Raw genomic sequence first — 21,957 nt, forward strand, 5'->3', positions numbered from 1 at the left:
CGCGCCGAGTCTCATTCCGATTCAATCTTCTGATTTCGAAACCGAAACAACGAGTAAGGCATTTTCCCGCTCATTGCTACATGATAGGGCATCGCTTCAACATGCCATACTTCTTGCCCTTGAAACTCAGCCGCAAATTCCAGGGCAGCCATTCGTGCCATCGCAATCGTCCAGTGTAGCGTGCCCGAATCGTCTTTTCTGGTTTCAATTAAGACGATCACTTCTGGATCGGTCCCTTGCACAAATGAGAAAAGTGCCCCATCAAGGATGTTCGATTCGTCACTGCCATAACGAAAAAGCGGTTGGGAGAGTAGTCGCAAGTTAAATGCATCTCCATTCTTATTCGTGCTGGTGACTTTCAACTGTCGGGCAATCGATCGCATTTGCCGAAGGCGAACTAACGGAGATTCATGAACAATGGGGGCTTGAGGTATCGGCTTCCACTGGATCCCGGGTTCCGTGGTTTCCCAAACCAATTGGCCGTCGTGCGAACCCTCGACACGCGTGGCTGAGAGCGAATGAAATTCGTGGGTTGCGTGCTGGTGTGGTTCGTACCATTGCAAGAGGGACCCGATGACTTCGGGGCGTCCATCTTTGGTCCAAACGAAAACATTGCCATAAATGACTCCGATCACCGGGTTTGACCAATGAAGGAGAGATTTGGAATGAAAGTTCAAATTTTCCGACGGATCGTCTGCTAAGCAGAATTCGTAATGCGTTGCCGCCTCGGTCGTGGTTTCAAGCGCCTCGGCAATTCGAGGATCCGCTTCATCGCCCACACCCGCGCTAGCCAATAGAACAGAGAACACAGTGAATGCAAAAAACCATCGCATGATCATGTCCGGTCAAACTGGCGCACGTGCAAATTAGAATTTGAGATTGTTGTCTAAAATTGTAACAGACCTAGCCCACCCAGACAACTTGTCTATTCTGTCGTCCCACGGAGGGAACATTCTCACAGCATCCATCACGGCGATGGAAAGTTTGACCAATCGAGCGAGCACTTGTCGCGATTGTCCCGCACAACGCGGATCAAATCCGCAGTTAGAAATTGCGTCACAACAATGCAAGCCTCATCGGCCAGTTCCCACGCTGAAAGTTAACACTGGAATTGCATGCTTCAACTGACTGTCGGTCGTCAGTCAGAGGGACGCTCGGTCCATTGGCCATTGAGCATGACTTTCGTCACACGCCCGAGATCGCCAATCATTTTTGATGGGTCGCCGTCGACCACAACTAAATCTGCGAGCTTTCCTGTTTCAATGGTCCCGAGTCGATCCTCCACGCCCAAGAATTCCGCTCCCGTTTTGGTTGCCGCTGTCAACACATCCATTGGCTTCATCCCTGCCTCGACCAGCAGTTCGACCTCGCGCAAATATGCCTTGCCTCGGGCAGCAAATGGAGCCGAGGTGTGTGATCCGACCACGACTTTTGCATCGGCCTGGTAACAGCGTCCCAGAAAGGACATCATGTTTTTGAACCCAGCTGCCTCGGCGGCGGTCGCGTCTTTCTCACCCCCGCGTCGTTCAAAGACGGCCAAGGTCGGCGAAACAAACACACCTCGTTGCACAACCAAATCGACCAGCTTGTCCACCCGCGGGTTGTTTTCCAGCTGCAATTGTGCCCATAGCCGGTATCGCCACTCACCTCTGGCACTGGAGTTTGCAGTGACCATTGATTTAAACTGGTCCACTTGATCCTTTGTCCCAATCGACGTTCCGAAACTGGTGATATGCTCGATGCCAGTCAAGCCCGCTTCGATGGCCTGATCGGCATCCACTAGTTCCAAGTGGGCAGTGACCGGTACGTGGCGATTGTGAGCCGCGTCGCATGCTGCGCGAATGTGTTCGAGCGGCAAGCGGAAATAGACTTTGATGGCCGATGCCCCCCGATCCACATGGCGATTGACCGCCTGGCGGGCCTCGTCCTCAGTCGTGACAACGGCTGCCTGATCAGGCCAAACCACCGGGGGCGCATCGAGATGTCCTCCACACAGGAAGACCCTTGGAATCGTGGCATCGCTGGCGAGCAGTGTCGTGTAATATTTGAACGGATGCCCCGGATCGCGGAACGAAGTGATTCCGTTGTGAAGCTCAAACTCGACCGGTTGCTTCACCGAATCGCGCGAATGGAAGTGGGTGTCGATGAGTCCAGGCAAAACAGACATCCCGTCGGCATCAAACACCTTCGCTCCGTTTGGAATCGGTGTTTCGTGGCGAGATCCCACGGCAACAATTCGGTTGCCACGGATCACGATGCAGGAATCCTGTAACGAAGGGCCACCGTTTCCGTCGATCAAGTTACCGCCCACGATCGCGACCACTGAATCGGGCGGCAGCGAAGCAAGCTTGTTCATTTCTTGTGAATGGGCTTGGCCGATATCGAACAAGACTGGCATCCCCAACGGTAGCAGTGCAAGAATCAGACCTATCAAGCTCGTGGGAGTGTGGCATTCTCGATACATCGGCAATTCTCGTCTCTGTCGGCTGACAATGATGCTGGATTGGAAAGGTCTTGTGCGCTGCACAAGCTGGGAAGAACGACCGTGGTGGTCGCCGATGACCGGGACGAATCAAATCATAGAACCGCGTTCAAAGCGTTCCGCAACGGCCGCCACCGGATGAGTGTAACGGTTGGCGATACGCGGCGTCGGCTGAATTCACTGCTCCTGCCGCTCCGGTGAACCGTCCTGCAAACGATGCATCTTGCGGTAGGTCCGTGGTGAGCATCCACATGCTGCTTTGAAAGCTTCATTGAAGCGACTGAGACTTTGAAACCCTGATGCAAGCGCAGTGTTCAAGATGCTGTCGTCCGTGGTGATCAGCAAACGCTGAGCGTGAGAGATCCGGTGCTGAACGATAAATGTTGTCATCGTGATGCCAAACGTCTGCCGGAACAGATTCATCGCGTAGTTTGGATGAACGCCATTCGCATCGGCGATCGACTGGGACGTTAACGATAGGTGATAGTTTTTGGCGAGATAGCAGGCCAACTGATCCGCGCGCGACAGAATTAGCGCAGAAGACGTCGCTGGTCTGTCGGATAGCCTGCGTGAGAATCGCAGCAGCCGCGCTTGCACTTCCAGGAGCGCAGCACGCTTGAGGGCTGGAGCACCGTCGCAAAGTTCTTGTTCCCAGCGCTGGAAGTTCAACCCATCGATTGCATCCTGCGTTGAATCAATCAGCAGCTCTCCCTTCAAAACACGGTTTACCGAATCGAGATGCAGACCGATGTGCAGAAATTCGCTCAGCGGCAATGTCAAAACGTAGTATGGTGCTTCACCTTCGAAGTGAACGATCTGGTGAGGAATAGCCGCCCAAAAGATTGCAAGCTTCCCAGCTTTGATCGTCGTACGGTGACCACCCAACAGGTAGGTAAGTGTGCCGGATGTCAACAGATTCAATTCGATCTCATTGTGGCGATCCGGGCGAGGCATACGGGCCGGAGTCCACAATTCGCATGTGAATCCGTAGGGCGAGAATTCAGGACGGGAGATGTCGAATTGTTTCATCCACCTTAGAATACCGTGGGTACAAACCGAGAAACAGGGAGAGCTTCTGTCGAACTAAGATTATATTGGCTGGAGAAAAATGATGTCCTGGCCCAATGAACGAGTGAATTCCGTGATGAACGGACTGAGTCGAATCACAAAACTGATCCTGATACTCACCATTACTGTTTCGGCAACCGCTTCGGCGGAGCCACTGAAACCTCGCGTCGTGGTATTGACCGATGTTTCGACCTGGGAAACCGACGACAGTGAGTCCTTGGTGCGGCTATTGGTTCATGCGGACCTGCTTGAAATCGAAGGCTGGTATTCACGACTGGCTGGAGCCTCAATGAAACGCGTGACGACTTCATCGAGTTGATCCACGATGCGATCAACGCTTACGAAAAAGATCTGCAGAATCTGCGAATGCGGTCCAGCCAGACGGAGCACGAACAAGACGAATCGCGTCAACAAATCGGTTTTTGGCCGAGCCCCAACTACCTGCGCACGCGCACCCTGACGGGCAGCAAGAAGCGTGGATCCGAACATGTAGGCGAGGGCAATGACTCCCCAGGCAGTGAGCTAATCATCAAGTTGGTGGACGAAAACGACACTCGGCCATTGTGGATCACAGTCTGGGGCGGAGGCAACACGCTGGCCCAGGCTGTATGGCGGGTTCAGCAGGATCGCAGCGCTGCGGAATTACAGACCTTTCTGCAGAAACTCCGCGTGTACACGATTACCGATCAAGATCGTGACCAGAAAACTCCCTATTCGGACAGTTCTCATCAATGGTTGCGACGTGAATTCGAACAAGACCTGTTTTTTATCTGGGATGAATGTGCTTGGAAGTTCCAAAATGGCACCGGCAAAAAAAACTGGCCTGAATATGAAACTCATATTCAGGGTCATGGCAACCTTGGCAAGGTCTATCCGAAATACAAATACGGTGTCGAAGGCGACACGCCTGCATTTCTACATCTGATTCCAAATGGATTAAGCAACCCGAATATTCCGTCCCACGGTGGTTGGGGCGGCTATTCATCGTGGGGCGTGAGCGACGACGGTGAAACCCGTTGCTTCACCAACCACGCCGGTGAAAGCAAGACAGTGTGCAACTCGCTGGAGAATCACTTTTACCCGGCCACATTCAATAACTTTGCCGCGCGAATGGATTGGGCCAAGGAGGGAATGGGAAACCGAAATCCCATCGTTGCCATTGGTGAAGACAAGACACTCGACATTCTCATCCGGAAACCCCAGCAAGGGTCAAAGGTCACGCTCGACGCTTCCAATTCATCCGACCCGGACGGCGATCAACTCACATTCCACTGGTGGGTGTTGTCCGCAGCCGGCACGGCGAACCAAGAAGTTCAAATTTCAAATAGCAGGTCGCCCATTGCCACCGTTGACGTTCCATCGGGATCAGCGGGAAAGACCTTCCATGTCATCTGCGAGGTCACCGACGATGGCACACACAACCTTTCCGGATACCGTCGAATCGTCTTTGAACCTACAAAGTAGAGACACTAATGTATTGCGTTTTTAACAAGGCAGCTGTCTTAATTGCCACGCTTTACTGTCCCGCGATCAGTTTGGCCCAAACTCAACTTCCGGCTTCCCCCTTGGCATTTCCAAGCGCGGAAGGATATGGCAAACACACGGTGGGTGGGCGTGGCGGCCGTGTCATCGACGTGATCAACCTGAATGATTCTGGCGAAGGCAGCTTGCGTGCCGCAGTCGATGCCAAGGGACCGCGAACCGTAGTCTTCCGAGTTTCAGGAACGATCAACCTGAAAAGTGACATCAGAATCAAAAACCCGCACATTACCATCGCCGGCCAAACGGCCCCTGGCGACGGAATTTGCCTAAGAGGATACCCGTTGATGATCAGCGCAGACGAGGTGATCATTCGGTATCTACGCGTCAGGTTTGGTGACGAATCAGAAAAAGATGCCGATGCAATCTCAGCCAGGTACGTCAAGAATTTGATCTTGGACCACGTCTCAGCCAGCTGGAGCGTGGATGAGACGATGTCGATCTACCACTGCGAAAACGTGACCGTTCAATGGTGCATCATTTCCGAGAGCATGTTCGACTCTAATCACAGCAAAAACCAGCATGGATTCGGGGGCATTTGGGGAGGCAATAAAAGCACCTACCACCACAACTTGATCGCCCATCATTCCAGTCGAAACCCACGCTTTGCGTCGGGCTGTGGCGACACAGACTATCGCAACAACGTCGTGTACAACTGGGGATATCGCAGTTGCTATGGTGGCGAAGCGGAGCAGAAAGGATTTGATAATTCCAAGCTATCCACCATCAATTTGATTGCGAACTACTACAAACCAGGCCCTGCAACCGATCCTGAAAGAATGGCTGAGCTTGCCGAGCCTTCGTCACGCGGAGCGGATGATCGGGGCCGCTGGTATGTCAACGGAAACGTCATCGAGGGCAGCCCCTCGGTCACCACAGAGAATTGGCGCGGTGTGCGTGGCAGCAACTTCATCAAGCTGGACGAACCCTGGGACGCAATGCCGATCAATCAACAAACTGCGGAAGAAGCGTTCGCATCAGTTCTCGATCATGCCGGAGCAACATTGCCGAAACGTGACGCAGTGGATACGCGAGTCATACAGGAAGTTCGCAGCGGCACGGCAACGTACGAAGGCGTCTACAAGACCCTAAAACGCGTGGCGGACACCTCGAAACCCACGGGCATCATTGATTCGCAAAAAAACGTTGGCGGCTGGCCTGAACTGACCAGCACCCCCGCCCCCAAAGACACCGACCACGATGGAATCCCCGACGAATGGGAAACGAATCACGGACTTAATCCAAATGAAGTGACCGACGGGACGGCCGTTGGGAAAGGTGGTTACACGATGTTGGAAAAATACATCAACAGCATACAGTGAGGCCGTCCTAGCAGGCTGGGAGACGCCTAAGGACTGGTCCAGTGAAGTTCAGAGAGATGGGAACGCGGCTGGAAACTTGACGTTTTTCGTTTGGCTGTTGGCGACATGGCCCTTGTCTCGATCGGAAAAGAAATGTCGTGGATTGACCGTCTTTGATGCATGACCGTCGTGACATTTTTATCGAGTGAATCTTTGACCGTTTGCTCGAGCACCGCTTCTTGGGCGATTCCTAGAAAGCTTGCTATGCATTCCCGCCGTTTAAGCGTTTCCCTTCATCGGGTTGAAGATTTTTTTCCGCCCGCTTGGTGAGCGTTGCTTTCCAACTCGGTGAAAGCGATCGGACGGCCGCAAGTTTCGCCGCGTCCGCCCGGTTGGTCCTGTCGTAGTGCATGAGTCTATTGGCGGCGGCGACGGTCCAGTTTGGTTCAGGACGGTCGATCCGCTTTAACGACATTCCGCACTGCACGTAACCCGCGACCAACACTCGGAAGTACCAACCGGTGCGACCGGTTTGCTGAACTTGCAGAGCGAGGTCCTTCACTTTCCAACGCCGCGCGAGCTTCCAACAGGGCTGACGAGGCTGCGAAACCTCGACGGTTGCTTGGCCGATCGTCCACACATCACCAATGCAAACGTCGCTCTCGGTCAATCGATCCACCGTGAAATTTTCGCCAAAAGCACCGCCATTCAAATCCGGCCTGCAAAGCGTCTTGCGCCAATACGGATAATGGACCAACGGATACACACAAACCGCCTTGTGTGGCCCACCGTGATGATTGAGATCAGCTTGCCCGTCGCCTTCCAAATTCGTGGTGCCTAACCACAATGGCCCCGCAACCGATTCTTTCAAGAAACCAGACACCCAGGGCTTGTTGGACTCGATGTCCGAGTCCATTTCCTGGGGCTTTCCGACCTGGATGGTGACGACTCGATTCATGGTTTTCAGTCGATCGGAACGGTGTAACTGATCGCGCCAATCGGTTCACCCTTTTTCGCATCGGCGTAGTGGGCATGACACATGATGCACTTGTCCATCACGACAGGCACTGGTGTCAAGGCGCGCAGATAGTGTTTGCCATCCTGGGTAATGACTTCGTCAACCGTCTTGGCACCGGCTTTCAATTTCTTGATGCCCTCTTTTTCAAAATCATCCTTGGCGACGTTCTCGGATTCATAGGGGTCGCCGGTGGCATCGATCAGACGGATCGTATTGTCGCTGCCGTCTGAAACGTTTTTGAACAGCAACACTGCAGCACTGCCTGCGGCGAAGTCGTCATCGTCGTTGACGTATTTGTCGGTCACCAGCACGATCGTCTGCTTAAAAATGTTATCCAGCGTTTTAACGGTTCGCCGGGAACGCTCAATCGCCTTCTTGTTGGGAGTCGACCGGGCTTTGGTTTCCTGAGCTTTAGATTCCTGGGCATTCGCCGTGGAATGATCCCACTGGTGCGTACTGAGGAATACGGCGATCGCGAAAGACGCTGAACAGACAACGAGCAAGAAACGTTTCATGTCATTTTCTCCGAGAATTGCAACCTTTCGTAAAACATGCACATGCAGTGCATCTTTTTAGATCCAATGGCCGCGGTCGTCAAGTTTGGTCGTTCGCCAATACAGTTTGATTGACCTTTGGCTGTTCACTCTGCTCTTTGGGTGTTGATCGCCCGTTCCCGGTCGCAAAGACGACCGTCGCTCGGGCGCGGGAGGGAGAATGAGGTATCTGGACACGCGACAGCGGCAGAAATCGGTCCGAATGACGCAGCGACAAACACGTGGCCTGAGATTGGCGTATAAACTCCAGGTCCAATGCCGACAATCGACGCCCTCTCTTGACTCCCCCACAACGACTGTTGCTGTGCCAGATTTGATCGAAACCGAAACTCAACTTGATGCGTTTCTCACCCAGCCGAGTGATGCATTGGTTGAATGCCTGCGTCATCTGAATGGCGATCTGATCATTCTGGGAATCGCTGGGAAGATGGGCGTCAGTCTGGGACAGTTGGCCGCTGCAGCGATTGAGAAATCCGGCGTGCAAAAGAACATTTACGGTGTAGCCAGGTTTTCCGATGCCGCAGCGCGCGAGCGTTTGGAATCCGTTGGTGTGCGGACCATCAAATGTGACTTGCTCGACCGCGCTGCGGTGGCGGAGCTTCCCAAAGCTTCCAACGTTCTGTTCATGGCGGGACGCAAGTTTGGAACGGGCGGCGAAGAATCTCTGACTTGGGCGATGAACACAATGGTTCCCGCAAATGTCGCAGATCACTTTCGCAATTCAAAAATTGTGGCGTTTTCGACGGGGTGCGTTTACCCATTGGCTGACGTGGACCACATGCCAGACGAGACCACTGCGCCGGCCCCGATCGGCGAGTATGCTCAGTCGTGTTTGGGTCGCGAACGGATATTCGAGTACGGCAGCAATCGTTGGGGAACGCCGCTGTGCCTGTACCGGCTAAACTACGCGATCGACCTTCGCTACGGTGTATTGCACGATATCGCCACAAAGATTTGGCACGATCAACCTGTCGATAATTCCGCCGGAGCATTCAACATGATCTGGCAGGGCGATGCGAATCAGCAAGCCTTGATGTGTTTGGGGCATTGCACGTCACCAGCAACGATTCTGAATATTACAGGACCGGAAACTCTGTCTACCGAAGCTGTTGCCCGACAGTTCGGCAAACTGCTAGACAAACCGGTGCGATTTACAACGACGGCCGGCAACGTTTCCTATTTGAGCGACAGTGCCAAAGCCACGGCGTTGTTTGGCGTTCCGTCGGTCACTGCAGAGCAACTGATCCGCTGGCAGGCAAATTGGATCAAGATTGGGGGACGTTCGCTGGGCAAACCAACCCATTTTGAAATCAACGACGGAGCTTTTTGACCGAATGAAAATTAACGACATCCCCACCGCTGTCCGTGAAAATCTACGTCGTGGAATGGTGATTCCGGCACATCCGTTAGCGCTAAATGCGCAGCGGCAATTTGACCCACGCTACCAAACCGCGTTGACGCGCTATTACATCGACGCGGGTGTTGGTGGAATTGCAATCGGCGTGCATTCGACACAATTCGCAATTCGTGATCCGTCGATCGGATTGTTTGAACCCGTGCTAAGTCTGACGTCAGAAGTCATTGACGATTACGCGGGTTCGCAATCGCGCGAGATATTCAAAGTCGCGGGGGTCTGCGGAAAAACCACGCAGGCCATCGCCGAAGCCCAGTTCGCGGTGTCACAGCGGTATCACGCCTGTTTGTTGAGTCTAGCGGCACTCCCCGATGCGACGGACGACGAATTGCTGGCTCACTGCCGAGAAGTCGCCGAGATCATGCCAGTCATCGGATTCTATTTGCAGCCGGCCGTTGGCGGTCGCGTGCTCTCGTATCGATTCTGGCGAGAGTTCGCTGAAATTGAAAATGTAATCGCGATCAAAATGGCTCCCTTCAACCGCTATCAAACACTGGATGTCGTGCGCGCCGTCTGTGATGCCGGTCGAGAAGATCAAGTGACGCTCTACACCGGCAACGATGACAACATCATCGCGGACCTGCTGACGCAATATCGAATCAACACTGCACACGGATTCAAATCGGTTCGCATTCGTGGCGGATTACTCGGGCATTGGTGTGTGTGGACTCACACGGCCGTTGAATTGCTGAACGAAATCCAGGCGCTGCTCGATCGTGGTGATGACATTCCTCCCGAACTCCTACGCCGCAACATTGAAGTCACCGATTGCAATGCAGCCTTCTTTGATGCCGCAAATCACTTTGCTGGCTGCATTCCGGGAATTCACGAGGTTCTACGTCGGCAGGGAATGCTGCCTGGGATATGGTGTCTGGATCCGAACGAATCCCTGTCGCCAGGCCAGTCAGAAGAAATCGATCGCGTGATCGCCGCCTACCCCCATCTAAACGACGACAAGTTTGTGTGCGAGAATCGAAGCCGATGGCTGCAATGACCTCGTGGGGCGTGTTTCCAAACGTCGCGACACGGTGCAATTTGACTTCGGTGCTTCGTCCACTTTTGAAAGTGGGGTAAGCTTCCAGCTTGCCATCAGCACACCGCCATCGGGACACCGGGTGAATCGCAAGCTGGAAGCTTACGCCACGAATAGTTGACCCTAATTTTAAAATGTCGACGAAGCACCGGCTTTAAAATTGGCCGAAACCAAAAACAACGACTAAACAATAAGTGATCCATGATTTTCTCCATGACTGGGCGAGTGCTGCTTTGCTGTTTCGTTTCGATGGCCTCGCTAGTCCATGCGGATACGCTGCGGCATCCTTTGCCGCTGGAAGTTCAACTCAAAAACGCCGGAGTCGAACGTCTGGCAACTGAAGCTCGCCAGCGCGGAGACGCTCGACGTGGTGCGATCCTGTTCTACAAGTCGGCCGCAGCCTGTGCTTCCTGCCACCTTGGTGACAGTGAATCGTCGCCGCTGGGCCCGGACTTGGCAACGATCGGCGAGGTTACCGACCAGCATGTCATCGAATCGCTGCTGTATCCGTCAAGAAAGATCCGCAAGGGTTTTGAAACCCATTCGGTTTTGACAGCGGACGGCGAAGTTCTTGCGGGAATGATCGGATCGCAAACTGATGACGCCATCACCATGCGGTTAGCATCGGACCTGACGCATGACAAAGTCTTGTCGATGGACGATGTCGAAGCGATCCGAATCAATAAAACTTCGATGATGCCCGATGGTTTGGTCGCATCATTGATCCAACTGCGAGACTTTCTGGACATCGCGAAATACGTGATGAGAGTTTCCGCAGGTGGTCCGTCGATGGCTGCGGAACTCAAACCGTCGGCGGAACAGCTTGCCGTCAAAGATGACACAGCCGACTTGGATCATGCGGGCATCATCGACAAGCTGCGTCAGCGTGATTTTGACGAAGGACAAATGATCTACCACGGCTATTGTTTCAATTGCCACGGTAGCGATGGAAACACGCCCTCGTTGCCAACGGCGCGTGCGTTCGGGACTCAAAAATTGCGGTTTGGGGCGGATCCCTATCGCATGTTCCTGACGCTGTCACACGGAAACGGATTGATGGCACCCATGTCACATTTGACACCAAAGGAACGCTACCAGGTCGTGCACTACGTCCGCGAAGCATTCATGAAGCCTTCTAATCCTGACTACTTCCAGGTCACCAGCGATTATTTGGCAGGACTTCCCAAAGGAACTGAAAACGGCACCAAGGTCGCTGACGTGCCGCGAGACCTGGGGCCAGCACTGGGATCTCAACTTCGCCGCGAAGTCAGCAGTGCACTGACAATTCCGCTGGGCAAGCTCACGATTTCTTATGACCTGCATTCGATGAACCAAGCGGAGATTTGGGCAGGTGGATTTCTGGACCTGACACAAACCCAGCATGTCCGCGATCGCGGCGAAGGCACAGCATCTCCCAAGGGCGCCGCGATCAAAGCGGCGTCCCGCTGGCAATGGGGGCACGATGGAACGATGGACTATGATCGCAACGACCTGTTGCCACGCGGTCCGATGCCGACCAAATGGATGAACTACTACGGCTACTATGTATCGGGCGACAGTGTGATTCTGAGTTATCAGATCGACGGTCGGTCCATTTTGGAATTGCCGCGTAGCGCTGATGAAAACAGCATCACGCATTCATTGCAGCTATCCCCCGGACGCTCACTGGTTCTGTGGTTGGCCGACGAGTTCGGAAGTGAGAGCGAATCCGAATCTGATTTCGCGGTGAATCGGAATCCCGGATTCGTCGTTCGCGGTGACAGGGAGGGCATCAAATGGGTCACCGACGATCAGGGGCGGTTGACGCTGCAGATTCCCGCTGACGATGACGTTCGCCATTTGGACATTGTCCGAATGTGGTCCGATTTACCTGGTGCAAGCAACTCAAATTCAGAATTGACGCAGCGAATCCGCTCGTGGCCTGCCGAGTTGCATTCGCCGTTGCCTGAAACATTAATCGGTGGCGGCCCCACTTTGTGGCCGGGCGAAATCAGAACCATCGGGACGCTCGGTTTGGAATCCGGCGGGTACGTTTTGGACACGCTGACGATGCCCGATGCGACCGAATCCAACACTTGGTTTCGCACTTCTGCGCTGGACTTCTTCGCCGACGGCCGGATGGCACTCTCCACCTATGGCGGTGACGTCTGGGTCGTCTCGGGGATCGATACCGATCTGATGAACCTGCGTTGGAAACGTTTTGCCGCTGGCCTGTACGAACCGTTCGGAGTGAAAATTGTCGACGAACAAGTCTATGTGACGTGCAAGGATCGGATCGTACGGCTGCACGATCAGGATGGGAATGGAGAAGCCGACTTTTACGAAAGCTTCAGTGCGGACCCGGACGTTTCGGTCAACTTCCATGCCTTCAACTTCGATTTACAAACCGATGATGACGGCAACTTTTACTACGCCAAAAGCGGGCACGGAGCGGATTCTGATTTGCCCGGTGCGGTGTTCAAAATTTCGCCTGATGGCAAGACGCGAGAAATCTATAGCACCGGGTTCCGCACTCCCAATGGGATGGGCTCCATTCCAGGCGGCCCCTCGTCGCCATCACGAATCGTCAACAGCGACAACCAAGGCCAATGGACGCCAGCGTCAAAGATCAACTTGCTCAAACCCGGTGGATACTATGGTTGGGTGCCCACCTACTCAATCCCTGGAATGTGGGAACCCGGTGGCGGATCGATTGACATTTCTAAGGTACAGGCCCCTGACAGGTTTGATCCGCCGCTGGTGTGGATGCCGCAGGAGTTCGACAATTCATCCGGCGGGCAAATCTGGGTCGACGACGACAGGTTTGGACCGCTGTCGGGACACTTGCTGCACACCAGTTTCGGCAAAGGATGGATGTCGTACCTGATGATCCAGGACGTCGGCGAACTGTCGCAAGCAGCGATCGTCAAATTGCCCTACAACTTTTCAACGGGCATCATGCGCGGACGTGTGAATCCCCGTGACGGCCAGGTCTATGCAACAGGACTGCAGGGTTGGAATGGAGGCGGACGAGTGGGGCTGACGGACGGCGGAGTCCAACGACTGCGGTACAGCGGCAAACCGGCGCCCATGGTGATTGACGCGCGCGTCGTTCACGGTGGATTGGAATTGGATCTGAATTTTGAATTAGACCCGGCGTCTGCAACACAACCGAATTCCTACGTCGGCAATCAATGGGACTACAAGTGGAGTCGAAACTATGGATCCGATCAGTACATTCCGGGGACCGACAAATTGGGAACTAAAAAACTGAGAATCGAATCCGTTCAAATCGCACCACTCGGTTCGAAAAAAGCCGGCACCCGCGTTCGTCTGGTCACACCCGACATCGCTGCCGTCGACCAACTGCATCTTTTGTTGCATTTGAAAACAGCCGAGGGAAAAGCTTTTGATGAAGAAATCTACTGGACGATCAATGCCGTTCCGTCGCCGCTGAATGCCAACGTTGCCCGCTAAGACAATCGGTGTAGGCGGCTTCCTATTTGTGTTCAGTCAACGTTCCGGACGAGGTGCAGACCAGTCCCCCCGGTGATGCGTTTTACCCATCAACCGGCGATTCACGGTTCACATGATAGGCGATACCATGTTGCGTTCTAACAATCGGCGACGAAAAGGGAATGCATGAAACGGATTTTGAAGGGTGACGACGTCGATCAGACAAGCGGTCCGCTGAAGACTCACTCGCGATCGGCAAACATCTTGCTGATCGCAGGGATTTTGTTAATTGCAGTCAACCTGCGACCGGCGCTGGCGAGCGTGGGACCGCTGATCGAAGACATCCGGCAATCAACCGGGCTGTCGAGTTCGCTGCTGGGCTTGTTGACCACCTTGCCGCTGATTGCGTTCGGTGTCGTTTCGACGTTCACTCCCCTATTGACCCGACGGTTGGGAATTGGCGGCGCGATGCTGGGGGCGATGGGATTGCTGGCGATTGGCTGCGGTGTTCGTTCTCTGGAGTCGATTCCCGCGCTGTATCTGGGAACTCTGTTGCTGGGAATCGCCATCGCGATTGGCAATGTGCTATTGCCAAGCATCGCGAAAAGCAAGTTTGCATCCCATTCCGGATTCATTACCAGTCTGTATTCAAGCGGCATGGGGTTGGGAGCTGCGTTGGCCGCAGGGTTGAGCATTCCGTTAGCACATGATTTCGGACTGGGATGGCGGGGTTCACTAGGTGTCTGGGCAATCCCGGCGATGCTTGCTTGCGTGGTTTGGTTTCCTCAGCTGCGTCTGCTGAAACGGTCCCAACATTCGCGAAGTTTCCAGCAGGCATTAAAAGACTTGGGAGCATCAACACTGGCATGGCAAGTCGCCCTTTTCATGGGGCTTCAGTCGATGACATTTTACGTGGTCTTGGCATGGTTGCCTGCGATCCTGATGAATCGAGGATACGACGCGGCGTATTCCGGTTGGATGCTGTCGTTGTCGCAAGCAACGGGCATCGTAGGGTCGTTGATCATTCCGACCATTGCAGGAACCAGGCAAGACCAACGAGGCATCGTCGTGGGCCTGTTTGTTGTGGAGGTGATTGGGATCGCCGGATTGCTGTTGCCTGCGCTGGGCTGGGTGGAGCTATGGGTCTCGGTGATTGGCTTTGTCTTAGGTGGTTCCTTTGGTCTGGCCCTGCTGTTCATTGTCGTTCGCTCGGCCGACACCGAGACTGCCACGGAGCTCTCTGGCATGGCACAGTCGATCGGCTACCTCGTCGCGGCAACAGGCCCGACGCTGTTCGGCAGCCTCTATGATTTGACTAGATCTTGGACCTACGGGCTGCTGTTTCTGCTTGTCATTGCTGTGATCAAGCTGATGATGGGCGTGGGAGCCGGGAAAGCGAGAACATTGGGCGTCGTGGAAAATGCCGCCGATTCCATTGCAAAGGTCGAACCGTTGAACAACCAGTGAGCAACGAGCGACAGGTTTGCGAACGACCAGAACTCGCATCTCAATCCCCATCCGCAAACAACTCGTCAATCACGCCTGTCGAATCGCCAAAGGAAGGCGCGTTGATGCCCGCCCGATCCATTCAACAGACTCAGCCAAAGATTGCAGAGCGGTGTCTTTCGGTCACTCATCACCAAGTGACGGCCCTGCTTGATGCCTGCTCCCCAACGGCGATGAGTGTGCGGCAATTCGTCAGTGAATGAACAGAGCTCAGATTCGAACCGAACGCGATCGAACAGTGGTCGAACAAAAGAAAATTGCCGAAACCTCCCTGTGGATAGCCACAAACTGTCAACTTTCTCCCCCTCGCCGAATTCAATCCGGCGAGAGTCCCCGCAGGGCTGTTTCTGCAGAAAGAGTCCTGCTCAACTGTTAAACTCTGGCGGCCCCATTGTGGGGCGCTTTTAGCGTGCAGTATTCTTCCGTCGGTTCGGTTGTGCCCAACGGAAGATTTCCTCAGACGATCGCGGTCGATGGAAAACCACTCGCTGCGGGGATGCCCCCAGTGGGTGCCAAGTAGCGTCTCCCTCCCACCCCACCCTCCCCCCTGCCCACCTCTATACCCAGGACTGAAGATGCGTTTTCGCTCTGACCTCATCAGACCCATTGCTGCGCTGATTGGCGTGATGATCTTGGCATCATCAAATCCCTCGTTCGGTCAAATCGATGATCCGATCGCAAAGTTGCAAGCCGACGCAGTCGCAACGCGAAAAAGCGATTGGGGACACTGGGGACCGAACCCCGACACCTACTCGAGTTGGAAAACGCATAGCAACCGCCTGATTCCGGTCTACACCTTCGGGATCGATCTTCAGTCGGTCGGTGGTGAAAACAGCCTGTACCGTGACGCCGCAGCCATCGAAAAACTCTATGGCTATCTGCCAGAAAAGACGCTGAATCCACAAGCCGAGTACATCGACCAAACCGACGTCTATCGACTTCAGAAGCAAGCAATCGAATCCGGCAAGAAACGTGTCATCTTGTTTGTCTTTGACGGCATGGACTGGGACATAACAAGAGCGGCTGCGATCGCAAAGCTAGGCAAAGTGGCCTACCACGAAGGACGCGGCGAAGGCTTGCATTTCCAAGACTATCGTGGTGCAAAGACGGACTTCGGTTACTGTGTCACCAGTCCTCATAACGACGGGACATCTGTCAGTGTCGATCAACAAACGGTTACCAATCCCTATGGCAAACTTCGTGGTGGATACGACGCTGAACTGGCCGGAGCTGCACCATGGCAACCGATCACCGATCCAGACTACCCCATCGGCAAGGGCAAAACCATCAAACACGCCTACACCGACTCGGCGTCATCCGCGACTTCGCTAACCTGCGGCATCAAAACCTACAACGCAGCGATGAACGTGGATTCGGTAGGACGTGAAGCACTGCCGATTGCGCGGACGCTGCAAGAGCAAGGGTTCGCAGTCGGCGTTGTCACAAGCGTTCCGATCAGCCATGCGACGCCGGGCTGTGCGTACGCCAACAACGTCCATCGAAACGACTATCAAGATTTAACCCGTGATCTGATCGGCCAGCCATCCATCTATCACCCCGGTGGTTTGCCGGGAGTCGACGTTTTGATCGGCGGTGGATGGGGAATCGACAAGGACAAAGATGGCGCCCAGGGGAAAAATTTTGTCCCAGGCAATCGGTACATTGCCCCCGACGACCTGGCCGCGATCGACACCCAAAATGGCGGCAAGTACGTCGTCGCGCAGCGAACCAGCGGCGTTGCTGGTTCCGATGTTCTGAACAAGGGGGTGCAAAATGCGAAAGAAAACGGCCAGCGACTATTTGGGTTCTTTGGTGCCCAGGGCGGGCACCTACCGTTCCGCACAGCCGATGGAAACTACAACCCGGTGGTCAGTTTCGGAAATCCCAAACCTGCCGCGGCAGAGAAGTACAGCGAAGCGGATTTGCACGAGAACGTCAAACTCAGCGAAATGGCAATCGCGGCCATCGACGTGCTCGATTCCCGTAGCGACCGGTGGTGGCTGATGGTCGAATCAGGCGACGTGGATTGGGCCAACCATTCCAACAACATCGACAACTCCATCGGTGCGGTGCACAGTGGTGATGATGCTTTTGAAGCCGTGGTGAATTGGATTGAACAAAACGGTGGCTGGGACGAAACCGCATTGATCCTGACCGCCGACCACGGACACTACCTAAATCTCGTTCGCCCCGAAGCACTCATTCAGACGACCGGCAAATAGGTGGATTGACGATAACCCTGAACGCAACGGAGTGCGCAGGGTTGCTTGCGGCCATCCCAAAATTAACTCAGTCGAGCGACAGACGCTCTCGCAACCAGGATTAACCTAAGGTAGCCCCGTGAATCAATTCACCCAATTCTGTCTTGTTTGGGCCTGGCTTTCAGTGTCGTTTGCCGATGCCGCAGACCCTCGTCCGAACTTCATCGTGTTCTACACCGACGACCACGGTCATGCCGACCTCTCCTGCCAAGACGTTCTGGACGACATCAAGACGCCCAATGTTGACGCGCTGGCCAATCGCGGTGTACTCGCCCGCCATGGATACAGCACCGCCCCGCAGTGCGTGCCGTCCAGAGCCGGACTACTGATCGGAAAATTTCAATCAAAATTCGGCGTTGAGGCCAACGGGAAAACGCTGGAGGGTTTCGATCGCGAGCTGACCATCGCCGAGCGGCTGCAGAGTGTGGGTTACATGACCGCTCAGTTTGGAAAATGGCACCTCGGACCGGGGCCAAACATCAGCGATCACGGATTCAAGCACGTGTTCAACCAAAACTCCGGACGCCCCTTCGCCGCCAACATCCAACTCGACGGCAGCGACCGCAAGATGTCGAACTTGCCACCGGAGATGTACCACGTCGATGCATGCAGCAAGGCCGCCGCCTCGCTAATCAAACGCTACAAAGACGACCCGTTCTTTTTGTACGTCGCATACCGTGCTCCCCACGTTCCACTGGACGCACCGCAAAAGTACCTCAATCGATTCCCGGGGAAGATGCCTGAGCGACGTCGGCAGGCGCTGGCGATGTTGTCCGCAGTGGATGACGGTGTCGGACTGATTACCCAGACGTTGGAAAAACACAACCTGACCGAAAAAACGCTGATCTTTTACATCGGCGACAACGGTGCTCCATTGAAGATCCACAAGCGAGACACGCCGGGCGGAGGTCCAGGCTGGGACGGTTCCTTGAACGACCCGCTCAACGGCGAAAAGGGAATGCTTTCCGAAGGCGGCATGCATGTTCCGTTCGTCATCTCATGGCCCGGCACCATTCCCGGCGGCCAAGTGTTTGATCACCCAGTGAGCGCACTTGACGTCGCCGCAACGGCAGCTGAACTGGCGTCGATCGAATCGACACCAGACGATTTCGATGGCGTCAACTTGATTCCGTACCTAAGCGGTCAAAACAGCGACGCACCACATGACTTTCTCGCGTGGCGGTGGCTCGCCCAATCAGCCATCCGCCAAGGCGATTGGAAACTGCTCCGCGGCGGTGACCGCGAGTATCTGTACAACTTGAAAAGCGATCTCGAAGAAAAACACAACGTCGCCGGCGAGCATCCCGAGATAGCCGATCGCCTGCGTGAACGACTCTCGCAATGGGCCAGCCGACTTGATCCACCGGGCCTAGCCGACGGTGACATGTCGAAATCTGCCACAGATTATTTCGACTTCTATCTCGACGGCAAACCAGCGACACCGCTGCCTGAAAAATTCGTGCCCTCCCCCGACGCTGCAAACACAAAATCCACGGATCCGGCGATCCCATGGATCGTTCGCAACGGGAAAATGAAACTCACCAATCAGGGCGTGCAAATTTCGTCGACCAATCCTGATGCAAAGCAGCAACCGTTTATGGCTCGAAACGGTTTGACATTGACCGGCCCTGTCGCTGTCAGCATCGTGATGAAGACGCCAACATCCGGTGAAATTGGCCTCTCCTGGCGAACGTCAACCGACAACGCATTTATCGCAGCCAATCGTGTGAACGTTGCTGCCACATCGTCAAGCGACTGGCAAACGGTTGAAACGGTTTTGCCCGGCGAATCAAAAATCATCCACCTACGGATCCAGTTGCCAGGCGACATCACGTCGATCAAGAGTATCACACTCAAACCGGCAACCGGAAAAACAGTCACGCTAACGGATTAGCGAGGGTAGCGGACGCAGTCCAATGGTGAACGACGCAGGCGTGTGATGCCAATGACTACGTTGTTGTCTGTTTCTCCAATTGAAGTGCCTTTGGAAACAGCACGTTGTTTTCTTTGTGAATGTGCTGGTGCATGTCCCGTTCGAGTTGAGCGAGCGAATCGAGCATGGCTCGGTAGGTATTACACGCCCACTGTGGCGCTGTGTAGCCGTCTGTGGATTCATTCAGGATCATGAGTGCATCGCCCGCTTGATCGTGCTCATGTTCCATTTGACGAATGGGATTGACGACACTGGCGAAGTCATACGCGGGATTGTCCGCAGAGGCCTCCAGTTGGCGGATCAGTGGAAACAGGATCTGCTCCTCCTTCATCATGTGAGGCTCGAGCTCGTTTTTCAGTGCCACAAACGCTTCACGAGTTTGCAACAACCGTGGTTCATGCTCGCCGTGAACGCGTGCAACCTTGTTGGTCATGAAGTCTAGGCGTGGTAATTCTTCCTCCAGGAAACCATGGTGCGTTGATTCGATGTGATCGGCCAATTCCGTCAGACTCATCGAGTCGGCATCGACGGCCCCCTCTTCATTCAGCTTGGAGTCGCACGCTTGCAATTGATCGACAACACGGGTTGGATCAATCTGCTTCTTGGCGCAGGCATCTGCCAAACGAATTTTTCCGCCGCAGCAATAGTCGATCTTCATTGACTCGAACACGCGGGCACGGCTGGGGACTTCACGCACGAGATCGCCAACTGTGGTTTGAATATCAATCGTTTGCATCATTGGTTTCCAGAAGTGAAGGGAGTGAAGATCCAGGGCAAAACCCCAGCAGATTGCCTGGGCCGAACCAAAGGACCGGCCGACAATCGCTATGGATGATCAGGATCGAACGGTTTGCAGTTCTTCCTTAGGCCCAAAGAACTCGTAGCGAACTCGGTGTTCGTCAACGCCTAGTTCTTGCAAACAAGCGTGAATGTTCTGCATGAACGGTTTGGGGCCACAGAAGTAGTATTCGGCGTCGCAAGAGGGTGTCCATTCGCGCAGCAAGTCCGTTGTCACAAAACCAGTGTCGTCGCACTTGCCATTTTCTATGTCGCCGGGCAGTGGAGCGTCGTAGATGATTTTGACGCGCACGTTTGGCCCGGTATCTGCCAGATTGCGAAGCTCATCGGCGAACGCTTGTACCTGGCTGTTGCGAGCTGCTTGGATGAAATAGATCGGCGCGTTGGAATTAGTGTGAATGATCGACTTGGCCATCGACAATAGCGGCGTCACCCCGATTCCCCCGGCGATTAACACGACCGGTTTCACAACCGTTGCTGGATCAATCGTGAACTCACCACATGGCGGGCCAAGTTCGATGCGGTGACCTTCTTCAATGCCATCGTGCAAGTGATTGGAGATCAGTCCATCGGGAGCGTCGGCGGCGAGTCTTCCTTCGCGTTTCACACTAATTCGGTAATGCGGTTCGCTGGCACTATCTGACAAGCTGTAGTTGCGTGGCGAGGTGGGTGCGTGAGGGTGGTCGATGTGAACAGTGATGTATTGGCCGGGCTTGAACGGCGCCAAAGGGCCTTCGTCTTCGGGTTTCAAGTAGAACGAAGTCACGATATCGCTCTCGGGAATCTTTTTGGCCACCACGAACGTTCGCGTTCCATTCCATCCGCCCGGGGCGGACGCTTGTTCTTCGTAGATCGCATTTTCGCGACCGATAAATATGTCAGCCAAAAACCCATAGGCTTCTGCGACAGCGGCAATGATTTCATCGGTCGCCCCGTCACCCATGACATCCTTGATCGCAGCCAAAAGATTGCTGCCGACGATCGGATAGTGCTCCGCTTTGATGCCCAACGACACATGCTTTTGAGCGATCAGTTCAACGGCCGGCATCAGCACGGCCGGGTTATCGATGTGAGTGAAGTAGGCACAAATCGCGCCGGCAAGTGCCTTCTGTTGACCACCGGAATGTTGATGCGCCTGGTTGAAAAACGCTTTCACTTCCGGATTGGCTTCGAACATCCGCTCGTAAAACCGTCGCGTGATGGTTTCTGCATTGGCCGCCACCAACGGCGTGATCTCTTTGACAATCCGAATCGTTTTTTCACTCAGCATGGGCGGGGTTCTCGGGTGGAGGGAATTCTGCGAGCAGTTTGGAGAGGACGGAAAACGCCAGCTCCATATCTGCACCTAAACGTACACTTTTCATTGTGCATGTCAAGGTGCATATTTATTGCGTCGCAAAATATCACGTGTCCTCCGGAGTCTTTTCGATGCGTGTTGATCGCAAGCGCGACGCGTGAGTTTTGAAGCCAGCACTTTTATGGTAACCCGACGCGTGAACGAGGGATTGTGGGTGTTAGCGGGATCCATCGCTGACGCGTTTTGAAGTTGCGCTAAACAGCCTCTTCAACTCAAACGACTCAGCGATTTGCCGCTTCGATCTCTGTACTCTCCCGC

The 21,957-nt window shown here is 54.3% G+C and carries 15 protein-coding genes and 1 pseudogene; 9 read left to right on the top strand and 7 right to left on the bottom strand.

The features are described 5' to 3' along the window. Window positions 1-11: 11 nt before the first annotated feature. The 3 genes from NHH03_RS04535 to NHH03_RS04545 form a co-directional block, all read right to left on the bottom strand. Window positions 12-833 (bottom strand): hypothetical protein, encoded by an 822-nt coding sequence (locus NHH03_RS04535; protein ID WP_253154562.1) that lies wholly within the window; start codon window positions 831-833, stop codon window positions 12-14. A 305-nt stretch (window positions 834-1,138) separates the two neighbouring features. Next, window positions 1,139-2,398 carry an amidohydrolase family protein gene (locus NHH03_RS04540; RefSeq protein ID WP_253154563.1) on the bottom strand — a complete coding sequence of 420 codons (1,260 nt, stop codon included), beginning with the start codon at window positions 2,396-2,398 and terminating at the stop codon, window positions 1,139-1,141. Window positions 2,399-2,659: 261 nt separating this feature from the next. Next, window positions 2,660-3,511 (bottom strand): helix-turn-helix domain-containing protein, encoded by an 852-nt coding sequence (locus tag NHH03_RS04545; RefSeq protein ID WP_261364080.1) that lies wholly within the window; start codon window positions 3,509-3,511, stop codon window positions 2,660-2,662. A gap of 115 nt (window positions 3,512-3,626) precedes the next feature. Here NHH03_RS04545 and NHH03_RS28325 point away from each other — a divergent pair. The 3 genes and pseudogenes from NHH03_RS28325 to NHH03_RS04560 all read left to right on the top strand — a co-directional run. After that, a pseudogene (locus tag NHH03_RS28325) lies at window positions 3,627-4,468 on the top strand (DUF1593 domain-containing protein); the annotation flags it as partial. A gap of 213 nt (window positions 4,469-4,681) precedes the next feature. Beyond that, entirely contained in the window at window positions 4,682-5,014 is a 333-nt protein-coding gene (locus NHH03_RS28330; RefSeq protein ID WP_390895496.1) for a hypothetical protein, read from the top strand. 101 nt (window positions 5,015-5,115) lie between these two features. Beyond that, a complete protein-coding gene (locus NHH03_RS04560; protein WP_253154567.1) occupies window positions 5,116-6,411 on the top strand; it encodes a pectate lyase in 1,296 nt (431 codons plus the stop codon). A gap of 241 nt (window positions 6,412-6,652) precedes the next feature. Here NHH03_RS04560 and NHH03_RS04565 read toward each other — a convergent pair whose 3' ends face one another. Further along, window positions 6,653-7,348, bottom strand: a complete 696-nt coding sequence (locus NHH03_RS04565; protein WP_253154568.1) for an MOSC domain-containing protein — start codon at window positions 7,346-7,348, stop codon at window positions 6,653-6,655. A 5-nt stretch (window positions 7,349-7,353) separates the two neighbouring features. After that, window positions 7,354-7,923 carry a c-type heme family protein gene (locus tag NHH03_RS04570; RefSeq protein WP_253154569.1) on the bottom strand — a complete coding sequence of 190 codons (570 nt, stop codon included), beginning with the start codon at window positions 7,921-7,923 and terminating at the stop codon, window positions 7,354-7,356. Window positions 7,924-8,266: 343 nt separating this feature from the next. On the opposite strand from NHH03_RS04570, the gene NHH03_RS04575 reads away from it, so the two are divergent. From NHH03_RS04575 to NHH03_RS04600, 6 genes are all read left to right on the top strand, one after another. Further along, window positions 8,267-9,292, top strand: coding sequence for an NAD-dependent epimerase/dehydratase family protein (locus tag NHH03_RS04575; protein ID WP_253154570.1), 1,026 nt, complete (start codon window positions 8,267-8,269; stop codon window positions 9,290-9,292). Window positions 9,293-9,296: 4 nt separating this feature from the next. Next, complete coding sequence (locus NHH03_RS04580; RefSeq protein WP_253154571.1) at window positions 9,297-10,370, top strand: dihydrodipicolinate synthase family protein; 1,074 nt, start codon at window positions 9,297-9,299, stop codon at window positions 10,368-10,370. A gap of 240 nt (window positions 10,371-10,610) precedes the next feature. Then, window positions 10,611-13,865, top strand: coding sequence for a DUF6797 domain-containing protein (locus NHH03_RS04585; RefSeq protein ID WP_253154572.1), 3,255 nt, complete (start codon window positions 10,611-10,613; stop codon window positions 13,863-13,865). A gap of 165 nt (window positions 13,866-14,030) precedes the next feature. Next, window positions 14,031-15,311 (top strand): CynX/NimT family MFS transporter, encoded by a 1,281-nt coding sequence (locus tag NHH03_RS04590; RefSeq protein WP_253154573.1) that lies wholly within the window; start codon window positions 14,031-14,033, stop codon window positions 15,309-15,311. Between the two features lie 665 nt (window positions 15,312-15,976). Then, entirely contained in the window at window positions 15,977-17,572 is a 1,596-nt protein-coding gene (locus NHH03_RS04595; protein ID WP_253154574.1) for an alkaline phosphatase, read from the top strand. Window positions 17,573-17,690: 118 nt separating this feature from the next. Beyond that, the gene (locus tag NHH03_RS04600) at window positions 17,691-19,505 is read left to right on the top strand and encodes a sulfatase family protein (protein WP_253154575.1); all 1,815 of its coding nucleotides are present in this window, start codon (window positions 17,691-17,693) and stop codon (window positions 19,503-19,505) included. Window positions 19,506-19,560: 55 nt separating this feature from the next. On the opposite strand, the gene ric is transcribed toward NHH03_RS04600, so the two are convergent. Together ric and hmpA are read right to left on the bottom strand one after the other, a co-directional pair. Continuing rightward, window positions 19,561-20,280, bottom strand: coding sequence for an iron-sulfur cluster repair di-iron protein (ric, locus tag NHH03_RS04605; RefSeq protein WP_390895497.1), 720 nt, complete (start codon window positions 20,278-20,280; stop codon window positions 19,561-19,563). 99 nt (window positions 20,281-20,379) lie between these two features. Beyond that, window positions 20,380-21,612, bottom strand: a complete 1,233-nt coding sequence (hmpA, locus tag NHH03_RS04610; RefSeq protein WP_253154577.1) for an NO-inducible flavohemoprotein — start codon at window positions 21,610-21,612, stop codon at window positions 20,380-20,382. Between the last annotated feature and the right edge of the window lie 345 nt (window positions 21,613-21,957).

The organism is Stieleria tagensis (assembly GCF_024129865.1).
Classification (GTDB): Bacteria; Planctomycetota; Planctomycetia; order Pirellulales; family Pirellulaceae; genus Stieleria; species Stieleria tagensis.

Coding starts and splice junctions, on each gene's coding strand:
- NHH03_RS04595 (WP_253154574.1), top strand. CDS start 15,977: ATGATCTTGGCATCATCAAATCCCTCGTTCGGTCAAATCGATGATCCG.
- ric (WP_390895497.1), bottom strand. CDS start 20,280: ATGCAAACGATTGATATTCAAACCACAGTTGGCGATCTCGTGCGTGAA.
- NHH03_RS04580 (WP_253154571.1), top strand. CDS start 9,297: ATGAAAATTAACGACATCCCCACCGCTGTCCGTGAAAATCTACGTCGT.
- NHH03_RS28330 (WP_390895496.1), top strand. CDS start 4,682: ATGGGAAACCGAAATCCCATCGTTGCCATTGGTGAAGACAAGACACTC.
- NHH03_RS04590 (WP_253154573.1), top strand. CDS start 14,031: ATGAAACGGATTTTGAAGGGTGACGACGTCGATCAGACAAGCGGTCCG.
- NHH03_RS04570 (WP_253154569.1), bottom strand. CDS start 7,923: ATGAAACGTTTCTTGCTCGTTGTCTGTTCAGCGTCTTTCGCGATCGCC.
- NHH03_RS04535 (WP_253154562.1), bottom strand. CDS start 833: ATGCGATGGTTTTTTGCATTCACTGTGTTCTCTGTTCTATTGGCTAGC.
- NHH03_RS04540 (WP_253154563.1), bottom strand. CDS start 2,398: ATGCCAGTCTTGTTCGATATCGGCCAAGCCCATTCACAAGAAATGAAC.
- hmpA (WP_253154577.1), bottom strand. CDS start 21,612: ATGCTGAGTGAAAAAACGATTCGGATTGTCAAAGAGATCACGCCGTTG.
- NHH03_RS04585 (WP_253154572.1), top strand. CDS start 10,611: ATGATTTTCTCCATGACTGGGCGAGTGCTGCTTTGCTGTTTCGTTTCG.
- NHH03_RS04565 (WP_253154568.1), bottom strand. CDS start 7,348: ATGAATCGAGTCGTCACCATCCAGGTCGGAAAGCCCCAGGAAATGGAC.
- NHH03_RS04545 (WP_261364080.1), bottom strand. CDS start 3,511: ATGAAACAATTCGACATCTCCCGTCCTGAATTCTCGCCCTACGGATTC.